The sequence below is a fragment of the Halogranum roseipondis genome (genome assembly GCF_059695585.1).
The window spans coordinates 3,315,995-3,332,143 of the sequence record NZ_CM185235.1 but is presented as its reverse complement, the minus strand read 5'-3'; the positions used below and the strand labels follow the sequence as shown (position 1 = coordinate 3,332,143).

The 16,149-nt window shown below is 67.3% G+C and carries 18 protein-coding genes; 9 read left to right on the top strand and 9 right to left on the bottom strand.

The window, feature by feature from the left end:
* Nucleotides 1-17: 17 nt before the first annotated feature.
* The 3 genes from EOHIBHHM_RS17400 to EOHIBHHM_RS17390 all read left to right on the top strand — a co-directional run bounded on the left by EOHIBHHM_RS17400 (nucleotide 18) and on the right by EOHIBHHM_RS17390 (nucleotide 1,385).
* Complete coding sequence (locus tag EOHIBHHM_RS17400) at nucleotides 18-362, top strand: hypothetical protein (protein WP_497257061.1); 345 nt, start codon at nucleotides 18-20, stop codon at nucleotides 360-362.
* A gap of 394 nt (nucleotides 363-756) precedes the next feature.
* On the top strand, nucleotides 757-1,002 hold the full coding sequence (locus EOHIBHHM_RS17395; protein ID WP_497252829.1) for an AbrB/MazE/SpoVT family DNA-binding domain-containing protein: 246 nt from the start codon (nucleotides 757-759) through the stop codon (nucleotides 1,000-1,002).
* Nucleotides 999-1,385 carry a PIN domain-containing protein gene (locus tag EOHIBHHM_RS17390; RefSeq protein WP_497252827.1) on the top strand — a complete coding sequence of 129 codons (387 nt, stop codon included), beginning with the start codon at nucleotides 999-1,001 and terminating at the stop codon, nucleotides 1,383-1,385. Before EOHIBHHM_RS17395 ends, EOHIBHHM_RS17390 begins: the two co-directional genes overlap by 4 nt.
* Before the next feature lie 10 nt (nucleotides 1,386-1,395).
* Here the strand turns inward: EOHIBHHM_RS17390 and EOHIBHHM_RS17385 are convergent, their stop codons facing one another.
* Entirely contained in the window at nucleotides 1,396-1,692 is a 297-nt protein-coding gene (locus tag EOHIBHHM_RS17385; RefSeq protein ID WP_497252825.1) for a chorismate mutase, read from the bottom strand.
* Nucleotides 1,689-2,540 carry a shikimate kinase gene (locus tag EOHIBHHM_RS17380; RefSeq protein ID WP_497252823.1) on the bottom strand — a complete coding sequence of 284 codons (852 nt, stop codon included), beginning with the start codon at nucleotides 2,538-2,540 and terminating at the stop codon, nucleotides 1,689-1,691. Before EOHIBHHM_RS17380 ends, EOHIBHHM_RS17385 begins: the two co-directional genes overlap by 4 nt.
* 156 nt (nucleotides 2,541-2,696) lie before the next feature.
* Here EOHIBHHM_RS17380 and EOHIBHHM_RS17375 point away from each other — a divergent pair, with 156 nt between their 5' ends.
* A complete protein-coding gene (locus EOHIBHHM_RS17375) occupies nucleotides 2,697-3,128 on the top strand; it encodes a DUF5796 family protein (protein WP_497252821.1) in 432 nt (143 codons plus the stop codon).
* A gap of 2 nt (nucleotides 3,129-3,130) precedes the next feature.
* Nucleotides 3,131-3,364 (top strand): DUF7508 domain-containing protein, encoded by a 234-nt coding sequence (locus EOHIBHHM_RS17370; protein ID WP_497252819.1) that lies wholly within the window; start codon nucleotides 3,131-3,133, stop codon nucleotides 3,362-3,364.
* Nucleotides 3,365-3,380: 16 nt separating this feature from the next.
* Here EOHIBHHM_RS17370 and EOHIBHHM_RS17365 read toward each other — a convergent pair whose 3' ends face one another.
* Nucleotides 3,381-3,521, bottom strand: coding sequence for a DUF7128 family protein (locus EOHIBHHM_RS17365; RefSeq protein ID WP_497252817.1), 141 nt, complete (start codon nucleotides 3,519-3,521; stop codon nucleotides 3,381-3,383).
* 145 nt (nucleotides 3,522-3,666) lie between these two features.
* Here EOHIBHHM_RS17365 and EOHIBHHM_RS17360 point away from each other — a divergent pair, with 145 nt between their 5' ends.
* The gene (locus tag EOHIBHHM_RS17360) at nucleotides 3,667-5,844 is read left to right on the top strand and encodes a CDC48 family AAA ATPase (RefSeq protein ID WP_497252815.1); all 2,178 of its coding nucleotides are present in this window, start codon (nucleotides 3,667-3,669) and stop codon (nucleotides 5,842-5,844) included.
* Between the two features lie 26 nt (nucleotides 5,845-5,870).
* On the opposite strand, the gene EOHIBHHM_RS17355 is transcribed toward EOHIBHHM_RS17360, so the two are convergent.
* A complete protein-coding gene (locus EOHIBHHM_RS17355) occupies nucleotides 5,871-6,614 on the bottom strand; it encodes a class I SAM-dependent methyltransferase (RefSeq protein ID WP_497252813.1) in 744 nt (247 codons plus the stop codon).
* A gap of 128 nt (nucleotides 6,615-6,742) precedes the next feature.
* On the opposite strand from EOHIBHHM_RS17355, the gene EOHIBHHM_RS17350 reads away from it, so the two are divergent.
* Both EOHIBHHM_RS17350 and EOHIBHHM_RS17345 read left to right on the top strand, forming a co-directional pair.
* Nucleotides 6,743-7,135: a DUF7522 family protein gene (locus EOHIBHHM_RS17350; protein WP_089824373.1), complete on the top strand. Its 393-nt coding sequence runs from the start codon at nucleotides 6,743-6,745 to the stop codon at nucleotides 7,133-7,135.
* An 83-nt stretch (nucleotides 7,136-7,218) separates the two neighbouring features.
* Nucleotides 7,219-8,229, top strand: coding sequence for a PAS domain-containing protein (locus EOHIBHHM_RS17345; protein WP_497252811.1), 1,011 nt, complete (start codon nucleotides 7,219-7,221; stop codon nucleotides 8,227-8,229).
* Nucleotides 8,230-8,747: 518 nt separating this feature from the next.
* On the opposite strand, the gene EOHIBHHM_RS17340 is transcribed toward EOHIBHHM_RS17345, so the two are convergent.
* Nucleotides 8,748-11,588, bottom strand: a complete 2,841-nt coding sequence (locus EOHIBHHM_RS17340; protein WP_497252809.1) for a DEAD/DEAH box helicase — start codon at nucleotides 11,586-11,588, stop codon at nucleotides 8,748-8,750.
* 79 nt (nucleotides 11,589-11,667) lie between these two features.
* On the bottom strand, nucleotides 11,668-11,799 hold the full coding sequence (locus EOHIBHHM_RS17335) for a hypothetical protein (protein ID WP_497252807.1): 132 nt from the start codon (nucleotides 11,797-11,799) through the stop codon (nucleotides 11,668-11,670).
* A 140-nt stretch (nucleotides 11,800-11,939) separates the two neighbouring features.
* Here EOHIBHHM_RS17335 and EOHIBHHM_RS17330 point away from each other — a divergent pair, with 140 nt between their 5' ends.
* Nucleotides 11,940-12,245 (top strand): hypothetical protein, encoded by a 306-nt coding sequence (locus EOHIBHHM_RS17330; protein WP_497252805.1) that lies wholly within the window; start codon nucleotides 11,940-11,942, stop codon nucleotides 12,243-12,245.
* A 34-nt stretch (nucleotides 12,246-12,279) separates the two neighbouring features.
* Here the strand turns inward: EOHIBHHM_RS17330 and EOHIBHHM_RS17325 are convergent, their stop codons facing one another.
* The 3 genes from EOHIBHHM_RS17325 to EOHIBHHM_RS17315 are packed head-to-tail and all read right to left on the bottom strand — an operon-like array spanning nucleotide 12,280 to nucleotide 16,144.
* Nucleotides 12,280-13,044 (bottom strand): metallophosphoesterase, encoded by a 765-nt coding sequence (locus tag EOHIBHHM_RS17325; protein WP_497252803.1) that lies wholly within the window; start codon nucleotides 13,042-13,044, stop codon nucleotides 12,280-12,282.
* Nucleotides 13,045-13,064: 20 nt separating this feature from the next.
* Nucleotides 13,065-14,864: an RPA family protein gene (locus EOHIBHHM_RS17320; RefSeq protein WP_497252801.1), complete on the bottom strand. Its 1,800-nt coding sequence runs from the start codon at nucleotides 14,862-14,864 to the stop codon at nucleotides 13,065-13,067.
* The gene (locus EOHIBHHM_RS17315; RefSeq protein ID WP_497252799.1) at nucleotides 14,861-16,144 is read right to left on the bottom strand and encodes a Single-stranded DNA binding protein; all 1,284 of its coding nucleotides are present in this window, start codon (nucleotides 16,142-16,144) and stop codon (nucleotides 14,861-14,863) included. The genes EOHIBHHM_RS17320 and EOHIBHHM_RS17315 overlap by 4 nt, the downstream gene beginning before the upstream one ends.
* Nucleotides 16,145-16,149: the final 5 nt, after the last annotated feature.

Below are 16,149 nucleotides of genomic sequence, written 5' to 3'. Positions count from 1 at the left end.
GAATATAATTGAACGATATGGACAGTGCCCTCCGTAACACCCTGTGGAACCGAGCAGTGCTGCTCGTGTTTGCCCTGCCCGCAGTTGGCTACCTTGGGTTCCTCTCACAATTTCTGGTAGGTGAGCCGACCGGGGTGCTTCGAGCGATCCTTCTCGCCCTGTTCGTGTTCGCGTTACCCGTCATGGCACTCTACGGAACCCTGCTTGGTGGGATCGCCCCCGTCGACCAAGGACTCGGGACGGTCGGGTTCTTCCTCTTCGCCTACCTAGTCGCGGTCGTGCTTGTCTGGGCTGCCCGACGTGGCAAAAAACTCGTCCGAGGTCGCCGCCTATCGAGGAACGATAATGGAACGGTAGAGTAGCGTGGGTGAGCCTGTCGTACCTCATCCGAACGCACCCCTGACTTCTCGACGGTGAGTGGCTCGTCGGTGGGCGGAGACTGCGCGATATAACGAATCGGTCACGACCTCAAATCTTGGAAAGTAGAGAGGTCTACGGACAGCAGTTCGGGGCCAGTGAGACAGAATATGGTGCATTTCACCGAACTCGAACTGAGAGAACAGCAATCGGAAAAATATCGCTGGGACTAAACGAGTGCTATACGGTTCGTGTCGCCAGATTACGGCTACCTACTGCTCCATTGCTCTACCTTGACTCGACAAAATCCACCATGGATTGCTACGGAATCAGCTGTGGCGTGTCACAGAAGCTTAATTGGTGGTAAGATTCTTATTTCGTTCCACCATAGTCCGCTCTATGTCAGCAGAGACGGACCGGCAAGGTCGGCTGTACATCCCCAAAGAGATACGGGAAAAGTACGGTGACAAGTATCACATCGTGACCTACGAGGACAGGATCGAACTCATCCCTGTCGCAGACGACCCGCTCGCCGCCGTCCGTGAGGCGGCAGGCGGTCTTCGTGATGCGTCCGTTGAGGAGATTCGAGAGGAAATCGAAGCGGAAGCCAAAGCCGAGGCCCAAGAGAAGGACGCCGATAGATGACGGTGTACGTCGAGACTGACTTCTTGCTCGCACTCGCCAAGGACTCCGACTGGTTGCAGGGGTCGGCGGAGGAAGCGCTCGACGAGTACGAGGTCGAAACGTCGCCGTTCTCGTATCTCGAACTCGTCCTCGCCCGAGAACGCTACGAGTTCGACTACGTGCCGCTTGTGGCGAACCTGCTCGAACTCGTCCCCGTGCGAGACGAAGAAGAGAAACAGGTGGTACTGAAAGCCGTCAACTACTACGACGAAGGGATGACGCCGTTCGATGCGTTCCACGCGGCGACTGCGGAAACGCGAGGTATGGACGTACTCTCGTCCGAGAAAGACTACGAGGACATCGAAGTGTCGAGAGTGCCGTTGGAGCCGACGGACGAGGAGTAGTTTCGGGTCCTCAGCGACTCTCCCGTTGCTCTACCTTGTTCAACTCGATGAGCAACCGGAAGATCGCCTTCACGAGGTTCGCGTCGACCTCGAATCGCTCTGCGTTCTCGCCAGCGCGTTCCATCACGCGGTCCTCCTGTGACTCGTCGGTCGTCGGGAGGTCTTGCTCTTCTTTCACCTGTGCGACGGTGTCAGCGACGTAGGTACGCCGTGCGATGAGTTCGACGATCTCGCGGTCGATGTCTTCGATCTCTTCGCGCAGTTCGTCCAGACTCATCTCTTCGGGTCGTGTCTCGTTCTGTGTCATAGAATTCGTGCTCCGTCGTTTCGCGTCGTGGTCAGTCGAGTCGTTCCGTCGCGTTCACCCCACCGGTCTTCGAGGTCCGCTAGGTTCGCCCGTTCGCCGACGGCGACGACGCTCGGGCCGGTTCCCGACAGCGAGACGCCGTCGACGTGGGGCATCGCCTCGACTGCGGGGTCCGTCGGGAAGTCGAGGGCGGCCGAGAACGCCAGTCCGTTGACGGTCATCGCCTCGCCGTACCGACCGTCGAGTGCGAGGTCCGCGACGAGGTGGGCCATCGGCGCGACCTGTTTACAGCGGTCGACGTCGGCGTCGGCGGAGAACGCCCGCTCCGGCGGCGTCCAGACGAGGACGTCCCAGTCGATCTGCTCGCGGGAGAGCAGGTCGTCGGTGGTGTTGTCCGTGACGGTGACGCCGCCGAGCATGCTCGCCGAGGCGTCGTCGAACGCGCCGGTGGCGGTGACGCCGGCGTCGCGAGCGGCCTGTACGCCGAGTCGACAGGCGTCCGCCCGGTCGAGTGCGTCCTCGGCGTCGAGCGCCGAGAGCGTCGCCAGCACCGTCGCGTTCGCGGCCGCACTCGAACTCTTGAGACCGGCGGCCATCGGGAGGTCACTCTCAGTACGGACGTGGCCACCCTCGCCGTCGCCGAACTCCTCGACGACGAGTTCGACGCAGCGCTCGATCAGTCGCGTGTCGGCGTCGGGTGCGCCGTCGATCTCGCCGGTCACCTCGCCGCTTTCGTCCAGGTCGACGGTCGCCCGCGTCTCGGCGTCGATGGCGAAAGCCGACCCGACACCGGTCGCGAGGGCGTTCAACACGGTGCCCGCCCCGAGGGCGGCCGCTCGGCCGTTCATACCCAGAGACTGCCAAGCACCGCAATAGGTGTGGCGGTCCCTGCCGTATTCGCGTCCCCGGTCGTCGGGTTCCCGTCCGCCAGTCCGCACCGAACGCTCGCGAGGGCGCACCGTCGAGACGCGACGCTTTTCCGCACTCCCCCGGTAGCGTCGGACATGAGCGCACGCAACGACGTGGCACCGAGCACGCTCGGGGTCGAACTCCGCGAGGAGGGTGTCGTCGTCGAGTATCTCGACGGCCGGACGACGCTCTACCGCGGGGTCCCACAGACGGTTACCGACACGCTGAGAACCGGCCCCGGCAAGGAGACGCACATCCTCGTCACCGACCCGACGGAGACCGAGGGCGTGTTGATGTACGTCAACGACCTCAAGACCCACGACGACATCCTCGAACAGAGCGGCGTCGGACGAGTCATCCTGAACCCCGACGAGGAGGAGGAGCTGTTCCCCGGCGTCACCGTCCACCGGACGGGCGGGATGCGAAACGAGGTCGTCGCCGACCCCGAGGTCGCTCGCGGCCGCGTGTTCGTCTTCGTCGAGGACGACTGGGGCGAACAGAGCTACGAGTTCGTCGCCGAGGACTGACCGTGGCGCTCCGCAAGCAGTGGCGTGCGCTGGACCGCTCGACGGTCGGGAGCGCGCCCGACCGCTTCGGCTACTACGAACTCGGCGACTCGGACGGCGCGGTCGTCGACAGCGGCGTCGGCGTCCTCCGGGACGTGCTGAAAGACGCCCTCGGCTACAGCAGTGCGGAGAAAGTCCGGTGGGCGGAGGCGACGTCGCGCGAGCACGCCGAGCGACTCGCCGACGAACACCGGTAGTTTCGGCCGAGTCCCGTCACCACCAGTACGACGGCGAGTCGACGCCACCGTCACAACACTCCTCGTGCTGTTCCGCGTCCAGCTCGGAATCGACGAGGAGCCCACACTTCTCACAGCGGTACCACGTCATCTGGTCGAGTTCTGTCGTGGCGACCATGGTGTGAGATGAGTTATCACAGAGTATAGCTGTTATCCAGTCCGAGTGACAGAGCGAGGAGCCGGCCGGTGTGAGAGGAGGCGTGAGAGAGGCCGGGCAGACGCGCTGGGGAAGCGTAAAGTCCCGGCCACGCCAACCCGGTGACATGAGCGACGAGACGGCGCTCGAACTCACCGTTCGCGGCGCCGAGAAACGAGACGCGGGCAGGGGGATCGCCAGACTGCCCGAGGGGGCACGCCAGCGACTCGGCGTGCTCAGTGGCGACACGGTCGTCATCGAGGGGGAACGCGAGACGGTCGCGAAGGTGTGGCCCGCCCGCGGCGGCGCGGTAGAGGGAAGCATCCAGATCGACGCCGACACCCGGACGAACGCCGGCGTGAAGATCGGCGAGACGGTTCGCGTCCGACAACAGGCCGTCGACGAGGCGGTCGCAGTCACCCTCGCGGCCCCCGACGACCTCGGCTACGACGACGCCGACCTCGTCCGAGAGAGCGTCAAGCGCGACCTGCAGGATCGACCGCTCCACCAGGGCGAGCGCGTCCGCATCGAGCGGTTGGGCGGGAGCGCGTTCGTCGTCACGAAGACCGTCCCCGACGGGACGGTCCGCGTCACCGACGACACGAACGTGACGGTGACTCGCAAGTCGAAGGCCTCCGAGACCGTCAGCAAGGCGGTCGACAGCGTCACCGGCGGCGGGTCGACGTCGGAGAGCGAGGACCGCACCGGCGTCACCTACGAGGACATCGGGGGACTCGACGAGGAGCTCGACCTCGTCCGCGAGATGATCGAACTCCCCCTCTCCGAGCCGGAGGTGTTCGCCCGCCTCGGCGTCGAACCGCCGAAGGGCGTGCTCCTGCACGGCCCACCGGGGACCGGCAAGACGCTCATCGCGAAGGCCGTCGCCAACGAGGTCGACGCCACCTTCATCACCGTCTCGGGCCCCGAGATCATGTCGAAGTACAAAGGGGAGTCTGAGGAGAAGCTGCGAGAGAAGTTCGAGGAGGCCGAGGCCAACGCGCCGGCGATCGTCTTCTTCGACGAGATCGACTCCATCGCAGGCAAGCGCGACGACGGCGGCGACGTCGAGAACCGCGTCGTCGGCCAGCTGCTCACTCTCATGGACGGGTTGGACGCCCGCGGCGACGTCATCGTCATCGGCGCGACGAACCGCGTCGACTCGCTGGACCCCGCGCTCCGACGGGGCGGTCGCTTCGACCGCGAGATCGAGATCGGCGTCCCCGGCGAGACGGGTCGCCGCGAGATCCTCGACGTCCACACTCGCCGGATGCCGCTGGCCGACGACGTCGACGTCGACCGCATCGCCTCGCGCACGCACGGCTTCGTCGGTGCCGACCTCGAGTCGCTGGCGAAGGAGGCCGCGATGACTGCGCTCCGGCGCGTCCGGCGGGACGGCGAGCGCGTCCCGCTGGACGAACTCGAGGTCACCCGCTCGGACTTCGAAGCCGCGATGGCCTCCGTCGAGCCGAGCGCGATGCGCGAGTACGTCGCCGAGACGCCGACGACGACGTTCGAGAACGTCGGCGGTCTGCAGGACGCCAAAGACACGCTCGAACGCGCGGTCACGTGGCCGCTGACCTACGCGCCGCTGTTCGAGTCGGCCAACACCGAACCCCCCTCCGGCGTCCTGCTCTACGGCCCGCCGGGGACGGGCAAGACGCTGCTGGCCCGCGCCATCGCCGGCGAGAGCGGCGTCAACTTCATCCACGTCGCCGGACCCGAACTCCTGGATCGCTACGTCGGCGAGTCAGAGAAGGCGGTGAGAGAGGTGTTCGAGCGCGCACGACAGGCCGCGCCGGCGATCGTCTTCTTCGACGAGATCGACGCCGTCGCCACCAGCCGCGACAGCATGGGGAGCGACTCCGGCGTCGGCGAACGCGTCGTCTCCCAACTACTCACCGAACTCGACCGCCTGACCGACAACCCCAACCTCGTCGTGCTCGCGGCGACGAACCGCCGCGACGCACTCGACCCCGCGCTCCTCCGCCCCGGCCGGCTGGAGTCACACGTCGAGGTGCCCGCCCCGGACCACGCCGCGCGGCGGGCGATCCTGGGCGTCCACACCCGCGACAAACCGCTCGCCGACGACGTCGATCTCGACGATCTCGCCGGGCAGTTGGAGGGGTACTCCGGTGCCGATCTGACGGCCATCTGTCGAGAGGCGGCGATGTCTGCCATCCGAGAGGTGGCAGACGCCTACGAGACGCCCGAGGAGGCGAACGAACACCGCGACGAGGTGTTGATCCGACGGGACCACTTCGACGCCGCCGTCGAGTCGGTCCGGCCGTCGCTCGGCGCAGTCTGAGACCGGCGACGCTCACGTCGGGCGTCTCACTCCTTCTGTAACACCGCTCGGTAGTGACCGCCCGTCGGCCGCTCGTGGACTTCGCCGACCGACCACGACGTCCCGACGGTCGCATCCCGCAGTCGCTCCGGACCGAACAGCACGAACGAGAGCGTCCGCCCGACGAGCCGTTCGTTCCCTCTCTGGTACTCGAAGTGGAACGCGCGGCGTGCGACGCCGTCGCGGGGGTCCGGCCGGTAACCGATCATCTCGGCGGCGTCGACGCGGCGGGGGTCGTAGTTGTCGACGACCGCGACGCCCCCCTCGTCGGTGACGTACGCCAGATCCGAGAGGAACGCCGAGACGCCCGGAAGCGACCCCGCGACCCCGAGTTGCGTCCCGCACATCCAGGCCGAACGGAACCGACCGCGCGGGAACGCCACGTCGAACATGTCGGCGACGACGGCGTCCTCGACGCCGCGGTCGCGGGCGGCCTCGACGGCACCGGGACTCACGTCGAAGGCGACGCAGTCGTCGACGCGCTCCTGCAGGTACAGCGCGTGGTTTCCCGCACCACAGCCGACGTCGACGACCGGCCCCGCCAGCGAGTCGAGGAGCCGTCTCGTCGTCCCGTTCCACTGCTCCGGGTCGCCGAAGTAGTTCTCGCGAACGTGAGCGTCGACCGTCTCCGCGCCGTCGACGTATCGGCACTCCCCCCGGAGGCCGCCGCGCTGGTAGTCGAGCATCGCCACTCCGAGCGCGTCCGCGTCCGTCTCCACGTCTGTCGACATGGTGTGATATCGTACACCACGTTACATAACTCTGTCACGACGCGAGTCGATACCACGTCACACCCCTCACGTCCGGGATGTTGCACTCGTCGCCGGATATATGAGGATGCGTCACAGTTCCCCAGCCAATGGAGAATCAGTTGCTCCCCGAGAAGGCCAAAGACCGCCTCACACGAACCTGCCGGACAGCCGTCGGCGACAGTCTGCGGTCGCTCACCTACATCAACCGGTTCGACTACGAACAGGTGTATCTCCGCGGCGACCTCGAACGCGACGCCGATCTCAACTCCTTCATCGGCAACGAGTGGCACGACTTCAAGATGACACAGGACGCCTACCGCGGGTCGGAGTTGGGTGACTACCGCTACACCATCCGCGTCTTCGAGAACGGCTATCTCGTCCGCATCACTATCGAGGACTCGGGCGTGTTCATCACGACCGACGGGATCACGATGCAGGACTTCGAGGCGCTGTCGAAGGCAGTCGAGGAAGTGCTCGACGAGTGGGCGGTCGCCGAGTGAGGGAGCCAGTCACGGGAGACGTCTTTTCGGAGTAGTTCGCGCGCCTAGAGGACGGTAAGTAGTTCGCGCGCCTAGAGGACAGTATGAGTACGATACAGCCGGGCGACGAGTGTCGGCTCGCCGCGGCCGCCCTCCGACAGTTCCCCGCCGAGGTCGCGATCCTCGACGCCGACGGCGAGATCGTCTCGACGAACCTGGCGTGGCGAGCGTTCGCGGAGGCCAACGGCTACCGCGGCGACGTCGAGATGGTCGGCGTGAACTATCTCGACGTCTGCGAGGCCGCTGCCGCCGCAGACGACGACGCGGCGACGGCGGCCACGGGACTCCGTGCAGTGTTCGCGGGGAGACGCGACGGGTTCGACTTCGAGTACCCCTGTCACAGCCCCGACGAGCGACGCTGGTTTCTCATGCGGGCGGTCCCGTTCACCGTCGACGGCGAGCGCTACGTCCTCGTCGCCCATCTGAACGTCACGGAACGGAAACTCGCCGAACTGGACGTCAGAGAGCAGACGACACAGTTGGAAGGCATCGCGACGCTCCTCTCGGAGGACGTCCAGCGGGAGCTGTCGACGGCGCTGGGACGGGCGGTGCTGCTCAACCGCGAACTCGGCACTGCACGGAGTATCGACCTCGAAGCCTCGTTACACCGCGTGAACGCGCGTCTCACCGACGCACTCGCCCTTCTGACGGGCGAAGACGTCGACCTCGTCTCGGTCGACCTCGAAGCCAGCGCGAAGGCCGCCTGGCGCAAGGTCGACACGCTCGATGCGACGCTCACCGTCGACGCCGCCGGCGTCCTCGCCGCCGACGTCGGACTGCTCGGCCGCCTGTTCCAACATCTGTTCGAGTGTGCGCTCGTCCTCGGCGGGACCGACGTCCACGTCTCGGTGGGAACCAGCGGCGACCGGGTCTACGTCGAGTTCGACCGCGAGCAGGCGGTGTCGACCACGGTCGACGGCCGCTCGACCGCCGACGGCGTCGAGTCGAACGTCGCGGTCGCCACCCGGATCGCCGAGGTCCACGGCTGGACGCTCACCACCGACGCCGACGGAAGCGTCAGATACGAGGTGTCGGGCGTCGAGTGGCAGACGTAAGTTACCCATGACTGAAGTCATGGGCTTTCCCCCGCGAGGGGTTTCGGCCCACATGGTTCGGAAGACGCGGTGCGTCTTCCGTCATCACGAGACGGCGTCGCCGTCTCGAACGACTCCGTCTGTCGTCACAGGCGGGCTCCACGGCAGAAGGTCGGGCACACGGAGGGGTTTCCTGCGTGGTTTGCCGACCCGTGGTCGGCGTCCGAATCTGCCTCACACCGCTTTAATCCTCGGTGGACTCGAACGCGGACGTTTCACGAGGCGGTTAATCCGCCTCGGAGAGACGGCGGCATCGTCCCCGAGTTTCGGCACATCGCTGGGACGGTCTATCCGGGGCCTACCTACGGAGGCCCTTACTCCGAGACGCGTTTGGCCTCGAAGCAATACGACTGCCTACGAATCAATGCTACAACACTCATCTCGAAACCAGCCCAAACAGTCTGCATTGTTTGAGAACCACCGTGTCGGTTTCCTCCCACGACTAAAGTCGTGGGCTTCCACCTTGAGGTTCCTGTGAGTCAGTCCCAGAACGACTTGGTCCGCGCGAACTGCCGCTCCTGGGCGAGGATGTCCCGGTAGAAGTCGTCCTCGTCCTCGCGCAACTTGGCGATGATGCGCGCGGCGTTGTGCGGGCCGACGCCGCGAGCGGCCAGCGCGACGACCGCCTGTTTGCCGTGGCTCTGGACGAGGTTCGCCGACCGCGAGGCCCGCTGGACGAGCTCGTCCTGCTCCTCGTCGCGGGCCTGCGACTGCACCGCCTGGACGGTGTCGTCGTCCCAGGGGTTGAGCGCCGCGATCCGCGTCGACTCGCACTCGGGACACCTCGGCTGGTCGGGGACGCGTCGCACCTTCGTCTTCCGCGACCACTCTCCACAGTGCAGACAGACCAGGATGACGCGGTCGTTCCGGATGCGCTCGCGAACCGTCTCGATGACGCTCGCGTCGGCGTTCTCAGGGACGAGGAAGTCCCGCCCGCTGGAGGAGCCGGCGGTGCCGACGGGCGTACGCTCGCGGGCGACGACGAGGTCGACCTCGCCCGACTGCATCGCTTCGAGCACCTCGACGGTCTCTGCGACCGCGAGATCGGTGTGGAACACCTCTCTGACCGCCTCGTCGTAGACGGGCGTGTCCTGCAGCGCCGCGAGCAGTCGGTCGCCGCCGAACCGCTTCCGTCCCTGATACCGCTTCAGCGACCCGAACTTCGCGGCGACCTGTGCGAGGGTGAACTTCAGCGAGTCGGCGTTCTTCAGGGCGAGTTCGAGCAGCCCCTCCACGTGGGCTGGGTCGGTCGACTTGAGCACCTCGACGAACGTGTTGGGGCCGACCTTGGGCGGTACCTCGAACTCGATGCGGTAGGGGTCGGTCTCCATCCCGACCGACGACCCGGTTCGCTGGGCGACGAGCGCCGAGAGCAGTCGCCCGAGCGTCTCGTTGACTTTGTGGCCGAAACAGGCGTTGACGACGACGGTTCGGCCCTGTCCCTCGACGACGACGCGGTCGTGTGTCGGCATCGGCGTCCCCGTCTCCGCCTGGCGTTCGAGCAGGTCCAGCGCCTCGCTCACGGTGTGTTCGTCGGTCGGGTAGCGCCGGACGAACTCGCGGGCGACCGACTGCCGCGGCGCGCCGCGGTCGAACTGCGGTCCCGCGACGGCCCGCATCTCGCCGACCTCCTGGGCAACGGGCTTCGGGACCGGGATCTCCGACCCGACCCACGAGGGGACCTCGCCGGCGGGGTCTTCGATGGGCGCGACGTTCACCTCCCCCTCGTCTTCGTCGATGTCGTTGATGCGCCACATCTCGCCGCGCTGGATGAACACCTCGCCCGGTTCCGCGAAGTTGACGACGAACTTCTCGTCTAACGTCCCGATCTGCTGGCGCGAGGAGATGTCGTGGACCTCGTAGGTCTCCTCGTCGGGGATCATCGAGAGGTTGGCGTAGAAGTACTGCCACGTCCCGCCGGACTTCTCCAGGAGGTCCTTCTCCTCGTTCAGCCACAGGAGACGATTGCCGTGGAGTTCACGGACGACCTCGCGGAACTGTTCCTCCGAGAGGTCGCGAAACGGGTAGGCGTCGGTGAGCAGGTCGTACGTCTCGCGGGCGCTCACCTCGCCGTGGTCCATCACGCAGCCGACGATCTGGTTGGCGACGACGTCGAGACTGCCGTGGTGGATGTGCGCCGGTTCGACCTCGCCGGCCTCGGCGCGGCGGGCGATGGCCAGCGCCTCGAACGTGTCGTCGGCGTCGCTGGTGACGACCGTCCCCTCGCTGACGACGCCCATCCGGTGACCTGCGCGACCGACGCGCTGGAGCAGGCGGGCGACCTCTCGGGGGCTGCCGTACTGGACGACGTGGTCGACGCGGCCGACGTCGATGCCGAGTTCCATCGACGACGTACAGATGAGTCCGTCGAGTTCCCCCGACTTGAACGCGTCCTCGACCTCGATGCGGGCCTCCTTCGACAGCGATCCGTGGTGGACGCCGACCGGCGTGTCGAGTTTCTTGAATCGCGACCCCAGCGCCTCGGCGGTCTGACGGGTGTTGACGAAGACGAGCGTCGAGGTGTGTTCCTCGACGACGTCGCGGATGGTCCGGACGTGGCTCGCGATCTCGGCGTCGGTCGCCAACTTCCCGGCGAGTCGTTCGTCCTCGTCGGTGATTCGGGGGTGCGTGACGGTGAAGTCGACGCGGTTGTCGACGTCGACCTCGACGACGTCGAACGGCCGGCCGCCGGTGAGAAACCGCCCGACTTCCCCGGGGGAGCCGACGGTCGCCGAGAGGCCGACGCGCTGGTAGTCGCCCGCGAGTTGGCCGAGTCGTTCGAAGGCGACGGTCAACTGCGCGCCGCGCTTCGAGGAGGCGAGTTCGTGGACCTCGTCGACGACGACGTGGTGGACGTCCGACAGCGCTCGCCGCAACTTCTTGCCCGTCAGCATCGCCTGCAGCGTCTCGGGCGTCGTGACGAGGACGTCCGGCGGGTCGTCCGCCTGTTTCCCCCGCTGGTACTGGGTGGTGTCGCCGTGGCGGACGTCGACGTCGAGATCGAGGTAGTCGCCCCACCAGTCGAGGCGTTCGCGCATGTCGCGGTTGAGCGCCCGCAGCGGCGTGATGTAGAGCGCGGAGATGCCGAAGCGGTCGTCGGCCTCCGCGATCGAGTCGAACACCGGCAACATCGCGGTCTCCGTCTTCCCCGTCCCGGTGGGGGCGATGACGAGCGCGTCGTTCCCGGCGGCGAGCGGCGGGATCGCCCGACGCTGTGGCTCGGTCGGTGTGGAGAACCCCCGTTCGGAGAGCGCCGACCGGACGGACGGACCGAGATGCGTGAACGCGTCGGCGTCGTCGCCGACCTGCGAGTCCGACATTGGTCTGGTTAGTGGACGAACGCGATTAAGCGCACCGTTCGTGGTCGGCGTGGCCGTCGTCACCGACCGAGAGCGACGTTTAGAAGTCGAGGAACCGCGCCACTGCACCGATGACGAAGATGATGAGACCGAGCACCGACAGTCCAGGGATCGGGAGCCCGAAGATGGTGAGTGCAGCGCCGATCAGCATGACGATGGTGGATGCTTTCATCACCCGACGATTCGCCGCCACGACGGGAATGAGTTGTGGCCGCCCCGAGGGACAGTGCCGACGCGCCTACGGTTAGCCGAGACAGACCACCCAGTCGGACAGAACAGGGGTTGATGCTCGCCGCGACCCATTCTCCACGTATGAGTAAAGTCACCACACTCGGCGAACTGGACGTCTTCGACCACGTCCGGGTGCTGCTCACCGACGACACCGAGATCGAGGGCCGAGCGACCGCGATCGACTACGTCCCGAACGAGCGCCTCCGACTCGAACTCCGGCCGCGACACTCGGGGGTCCGCTACGAACTCTCGGCGGAACACGGCGGGTCGCGCTGGAGTCCGGTTCGGGTCCGACGGTGCGACACCGAGGCCGACGCCGTCGAGTGGGAGCGCCTCGGGAACGTGGGTGGCGTCTCGGTGCGGTCGGACACGTCTGCGTCGGTGTGAGACTGCGGTCGTCTCGTTCCGAACTGTCGGCCGACTACACCCGTCGGTAGTCGCCGAGGCGCGTCCCGTCGAGGAGATACGCCTCGCCGTCGACGAGCGCCTCGGGCAGGAACGGCGCGAGGAACCCCTGTCCCTCGACGTTCACCCACGTCCCGCCCGAGCGGTCGTTGAACGCCGGGAAGACGACGAGCTCCGGGTCGTTCCACTCGAGCTCCGAGACGTCGACGCCGAGCCCCTCGGCGAACACCGCCCTGTCGAGCGACCCGCGGAGCCAGCTCTGTTCGACGCGGCTGCCGCCGACCGAGTCGGTGAGTTTCACCGCCGGATGCTCGTGGCCGACACAGACCGTCTCGGCCGACAGTACGACCTCGCTCGGCCACGTGTGACCGTGGAGGATGCCGACGTCGCCGAAGCGTGCGCCGTCGCCGGTGGTCACCTCGATGCGGTCGCCGAACGCCGCGGCGACGCCGCCGTCGTGGTTCCCCTTCGCGAGCGTCAGCGGAACGCGGTCGGTGACCGCGGCGACGAGCGTCTCCAACTCCTCGCGTTCGTCACCGCGCGGGTCGCCGATGCGGTGGCCCAGGTCGCCGAGGACGACGAGACGGTCCGCGCGACTGCGGTCGAGGAGCGACAGCAGGCGCTCGCGGCGGACGTCGGCGTTGCTCGCGAGTTCGACGCCGCGCTCGTAGCGCAGCGCCGTCTCGATGCCGCAGTGGACGTCGGCGACGACGAGCGCGCGCTCGCCGCCGAGGTCGGCGACGGCGGCGGGTTCGCCCGGAAGCGGTTCGACCGCGGTCATCGGGTCATCGACTCATCGGCTCAGATCGCCTTCAGCTGTCCCTCGTCGGGTTCGTAGCACTGTCCACCCATCAGCGCGTCCTGGATAGCGTCCTCGACGTCGCCGGGGTCGGCACCGTACTGCTCGACGACCGCGGCGACGACGGCGTCGTGGTCCGCCCCGTCGCCGTCGTCGAGTTCGTCCATCGCCTCGACGGCGACGGCTTCGAGGTCGACGTCCGCGGCGGACGCGTCGGTCTCCGACTCCGTCGCGTCGCGCTCCTCGTCCACGCTGCCGTCCGTCGAGGCGGTGACGTCTTCGGCGTCGGCCTCGGGAGCGTTGGCCGAGTCGTTCGCTGCCTCCTCGTCGATCTCCGCCTGCAGGTCGTCGGCGTCCGGGACGTCGATGTCGGCCTCGCCGGGGTCGTCGACCTCGCTCCCGGTGGAGAACTCGGTGCCGAACTCCGCTTCGACCTCCTGTCGCTCCTCCTCGGGGAGCTCGTACATCCCGTCTGCGGACTCCTCGTCGCCTGCCTCGGCGTCGTCGGTATCGGCGTCGGCGGCGTCGGCGTTACTGTCGCCGTCACCGAAGTCGCCGAGACCGCTGTCTGCCGTCTCCTCGACTCCGTCGTCGAAGTCGCCGAGTCCGGCGTCGTCGGCGTCGGTGTCGCTATCGACACCGGTGTCGTCGAAGTCTTCGAGTCCGTCGGCGTCGTCCGTCGTGTCTCCGACGTCGCCAGTCGGGGCGGCCGCCTCTGCCGGTTCCGCGGCCCCGCTCGTCTCGTCCACGACGCTGTCGGTCGAGGCGGTCGCATCGCTCGGTTCGGCGACGGCCTCCGTCGGTTCCGTCGCGTCCTCGGTTTCGGTCTCCGCGTCGTCTGCGGCCTCGCCGTCGACGGTCTCCGTCGCGGCGTCGCCGACCTCGACAGCCTCGGCCGGTTCTGCGGCGACGTCGGTCTCCGCCTCGGCGTCGTCGTCGACGAGCGTCTCCGTCGACGCCGTCGAGTCGGTCGTCGCGGCGGCCGGTGACTCCTCGGCGGGGACGTCGACGTCGACATTGGCGTCGACCTCCGCGGGCGTCTCCCGCTCGGGTGCGTCCGCGAGATCGACGGCCGGCAGCGGGCCGAGCGTCGCGTCACCATCCTCGCCGGGCGCGACGTCGAGCGAACGGACCTCGTCGCGGTCGCCCGCGACGACCTCCAGCGCGTCGACGGCGAGTCGCCGAACGGCTTCGAGATACGCGCGGGTCGTACCGTAGTGGTCGATCGCCAGCGGGATGCCCGACGCCAGCGACGGAGCGACGCCGCGGGCTTCGAGTTCGGTCGCGAGCACGTCGCCGCGGGCGTCGGAGTCGAGCGCCTCCGCGAAGACGGCGACGCGTTCGAGCGTCGCCTCCGCCGTCGTGACGACCCAGCGGTCGCGGGTGTCGGCGTCGACGTCGTTGAGGCTCTCCGGCCGGACGGAGGTGTACACGCGGTCGGAGTCCTCCGGTTCGAACGTCCGAGCCTTTCCCGTCAACGCGAGGAACGCCGGCGGCGTCGTCCGGTCGAGGTACGCCATCTCGTCGGGCTGGTACTGTCCGGCGTAGGTGACGAACGCGCCCGTCGGGTCGGCGATACGACCTCTGAGCACGTCCTCGTTGACGTCCTCCTTCTCGGTGAGCACGCCCACCGCGAACAGGCGGTTGACGCGCGCGCCGGTCGGCGTGACGACGTAGTTCGGGGCGCGCTCCTCGTCGCTCTCGGAGTACGACAGCGAGGCGTCGTCGAACTCCGCGGCGAACAGACGGTGGGCGACCTCGCGTCGTCCCGGGCCGTTGTCGTTGGAGTCTGTCGAACTCATGCGCCCACCTCCTCGGTCGAGACGACCGCAAGCAGTTCGCGGGCGCGCGCTGCGGGGTCGTCGTCGGACTCGGCGAACTCGTCGGCGTCGAGGTTCGCGCCGTACTCGTCGACCGAGAGGTTGCCACGGACGCGGAACTCGCGGCCGACGACCTCCTCGCGGATGTCGTCGGCGACGACCTCCTTGTCCATCGCCTCGCGTGCGGCCTCCTTCGCGTCGGCGACGTCGCCGCCGTAGATCTCCTCGGTGAGTTCGGCGTCGAGGACGACCGTGACGGTGTCGCTGCCGTCGTCGAGGATGCCTTTCACGCGCAGGTCGTCCTCACCGTCGACCGCGCCGTGGCTCCGGCACTGACCGTTCTGGATGACGCGAGCGCACTCCGGACAGCGCTCGATGAGTCCGGAGCCGTCGCGGACGGCGATCAGGTTGCCGACGACCTCCACGTCGAACATCCCGCCGGTGTCGACGGCCTCGCGGATGCCGAGTCGCGGTGCGGACTCCTTGACCTCGACCGGCGCCGCGAGTTCGGTGACCGTCGTGAACTCCGAGAGGTTGATCGAGGGGACGCCGCGGAACTCACGGATGTAGACGTCCTCGATCCGGAGACTCGCACCCTCCGAGAGCGCCTCGTGGGGGTTCCAGTCGGTGAAGGGGAGTCGTGCGCTCTCGTCGCCGAGGACGCCCGAGAGGATCTCCGTCTCCCCGTCGCGGCCGTCGATGGTCCGCTCTTCGACCTCCAGCACCTGCACCTCAACGTTGCGGCCGCGGTCGCCGGGTTCGAGGTCGATGAGGTCGGCGTCGCCGCCGACGGAGTAGTCGACCGCGACGGGCTCGTCGGCCATCGCGACGGTCGTGCTGTCGTTGAGGTTCAGTTCGGGCTTGCCGTCCCACTCGCGGACGTTGGCGTTACCGACGGTGACGGAGTCGCCGGCCTCGAAGCCGAAGTCCTGCCACGAGGTGTACGAGAGCTTCCCCGTCTCGTCGGCGAGTTCGCCCTCACGGATGGTGATGTCGTCACCCTGATACCGGATCGTGCGAGTGCCGACGGTGAGCACCGTCGCCGTCACGTTGACGCTGCCGTCCTCGGGCGTCACGTCGGCGACGTCCTTCGTCGACGGGGAACTTCCGCCGCTGCCACCACCGTGTTTTCGTCGGATACTCTGCTTGGCCTCGTCCAGCGGAACGCTGTACTGTACGAGGTTCTCCAGATCGTTCTTGACCTCCTCTTTGTCAACGCCGAGAGCGGAGGCGAGCTCCTCGGCATGGTCGTCTAACTGCATCAGAC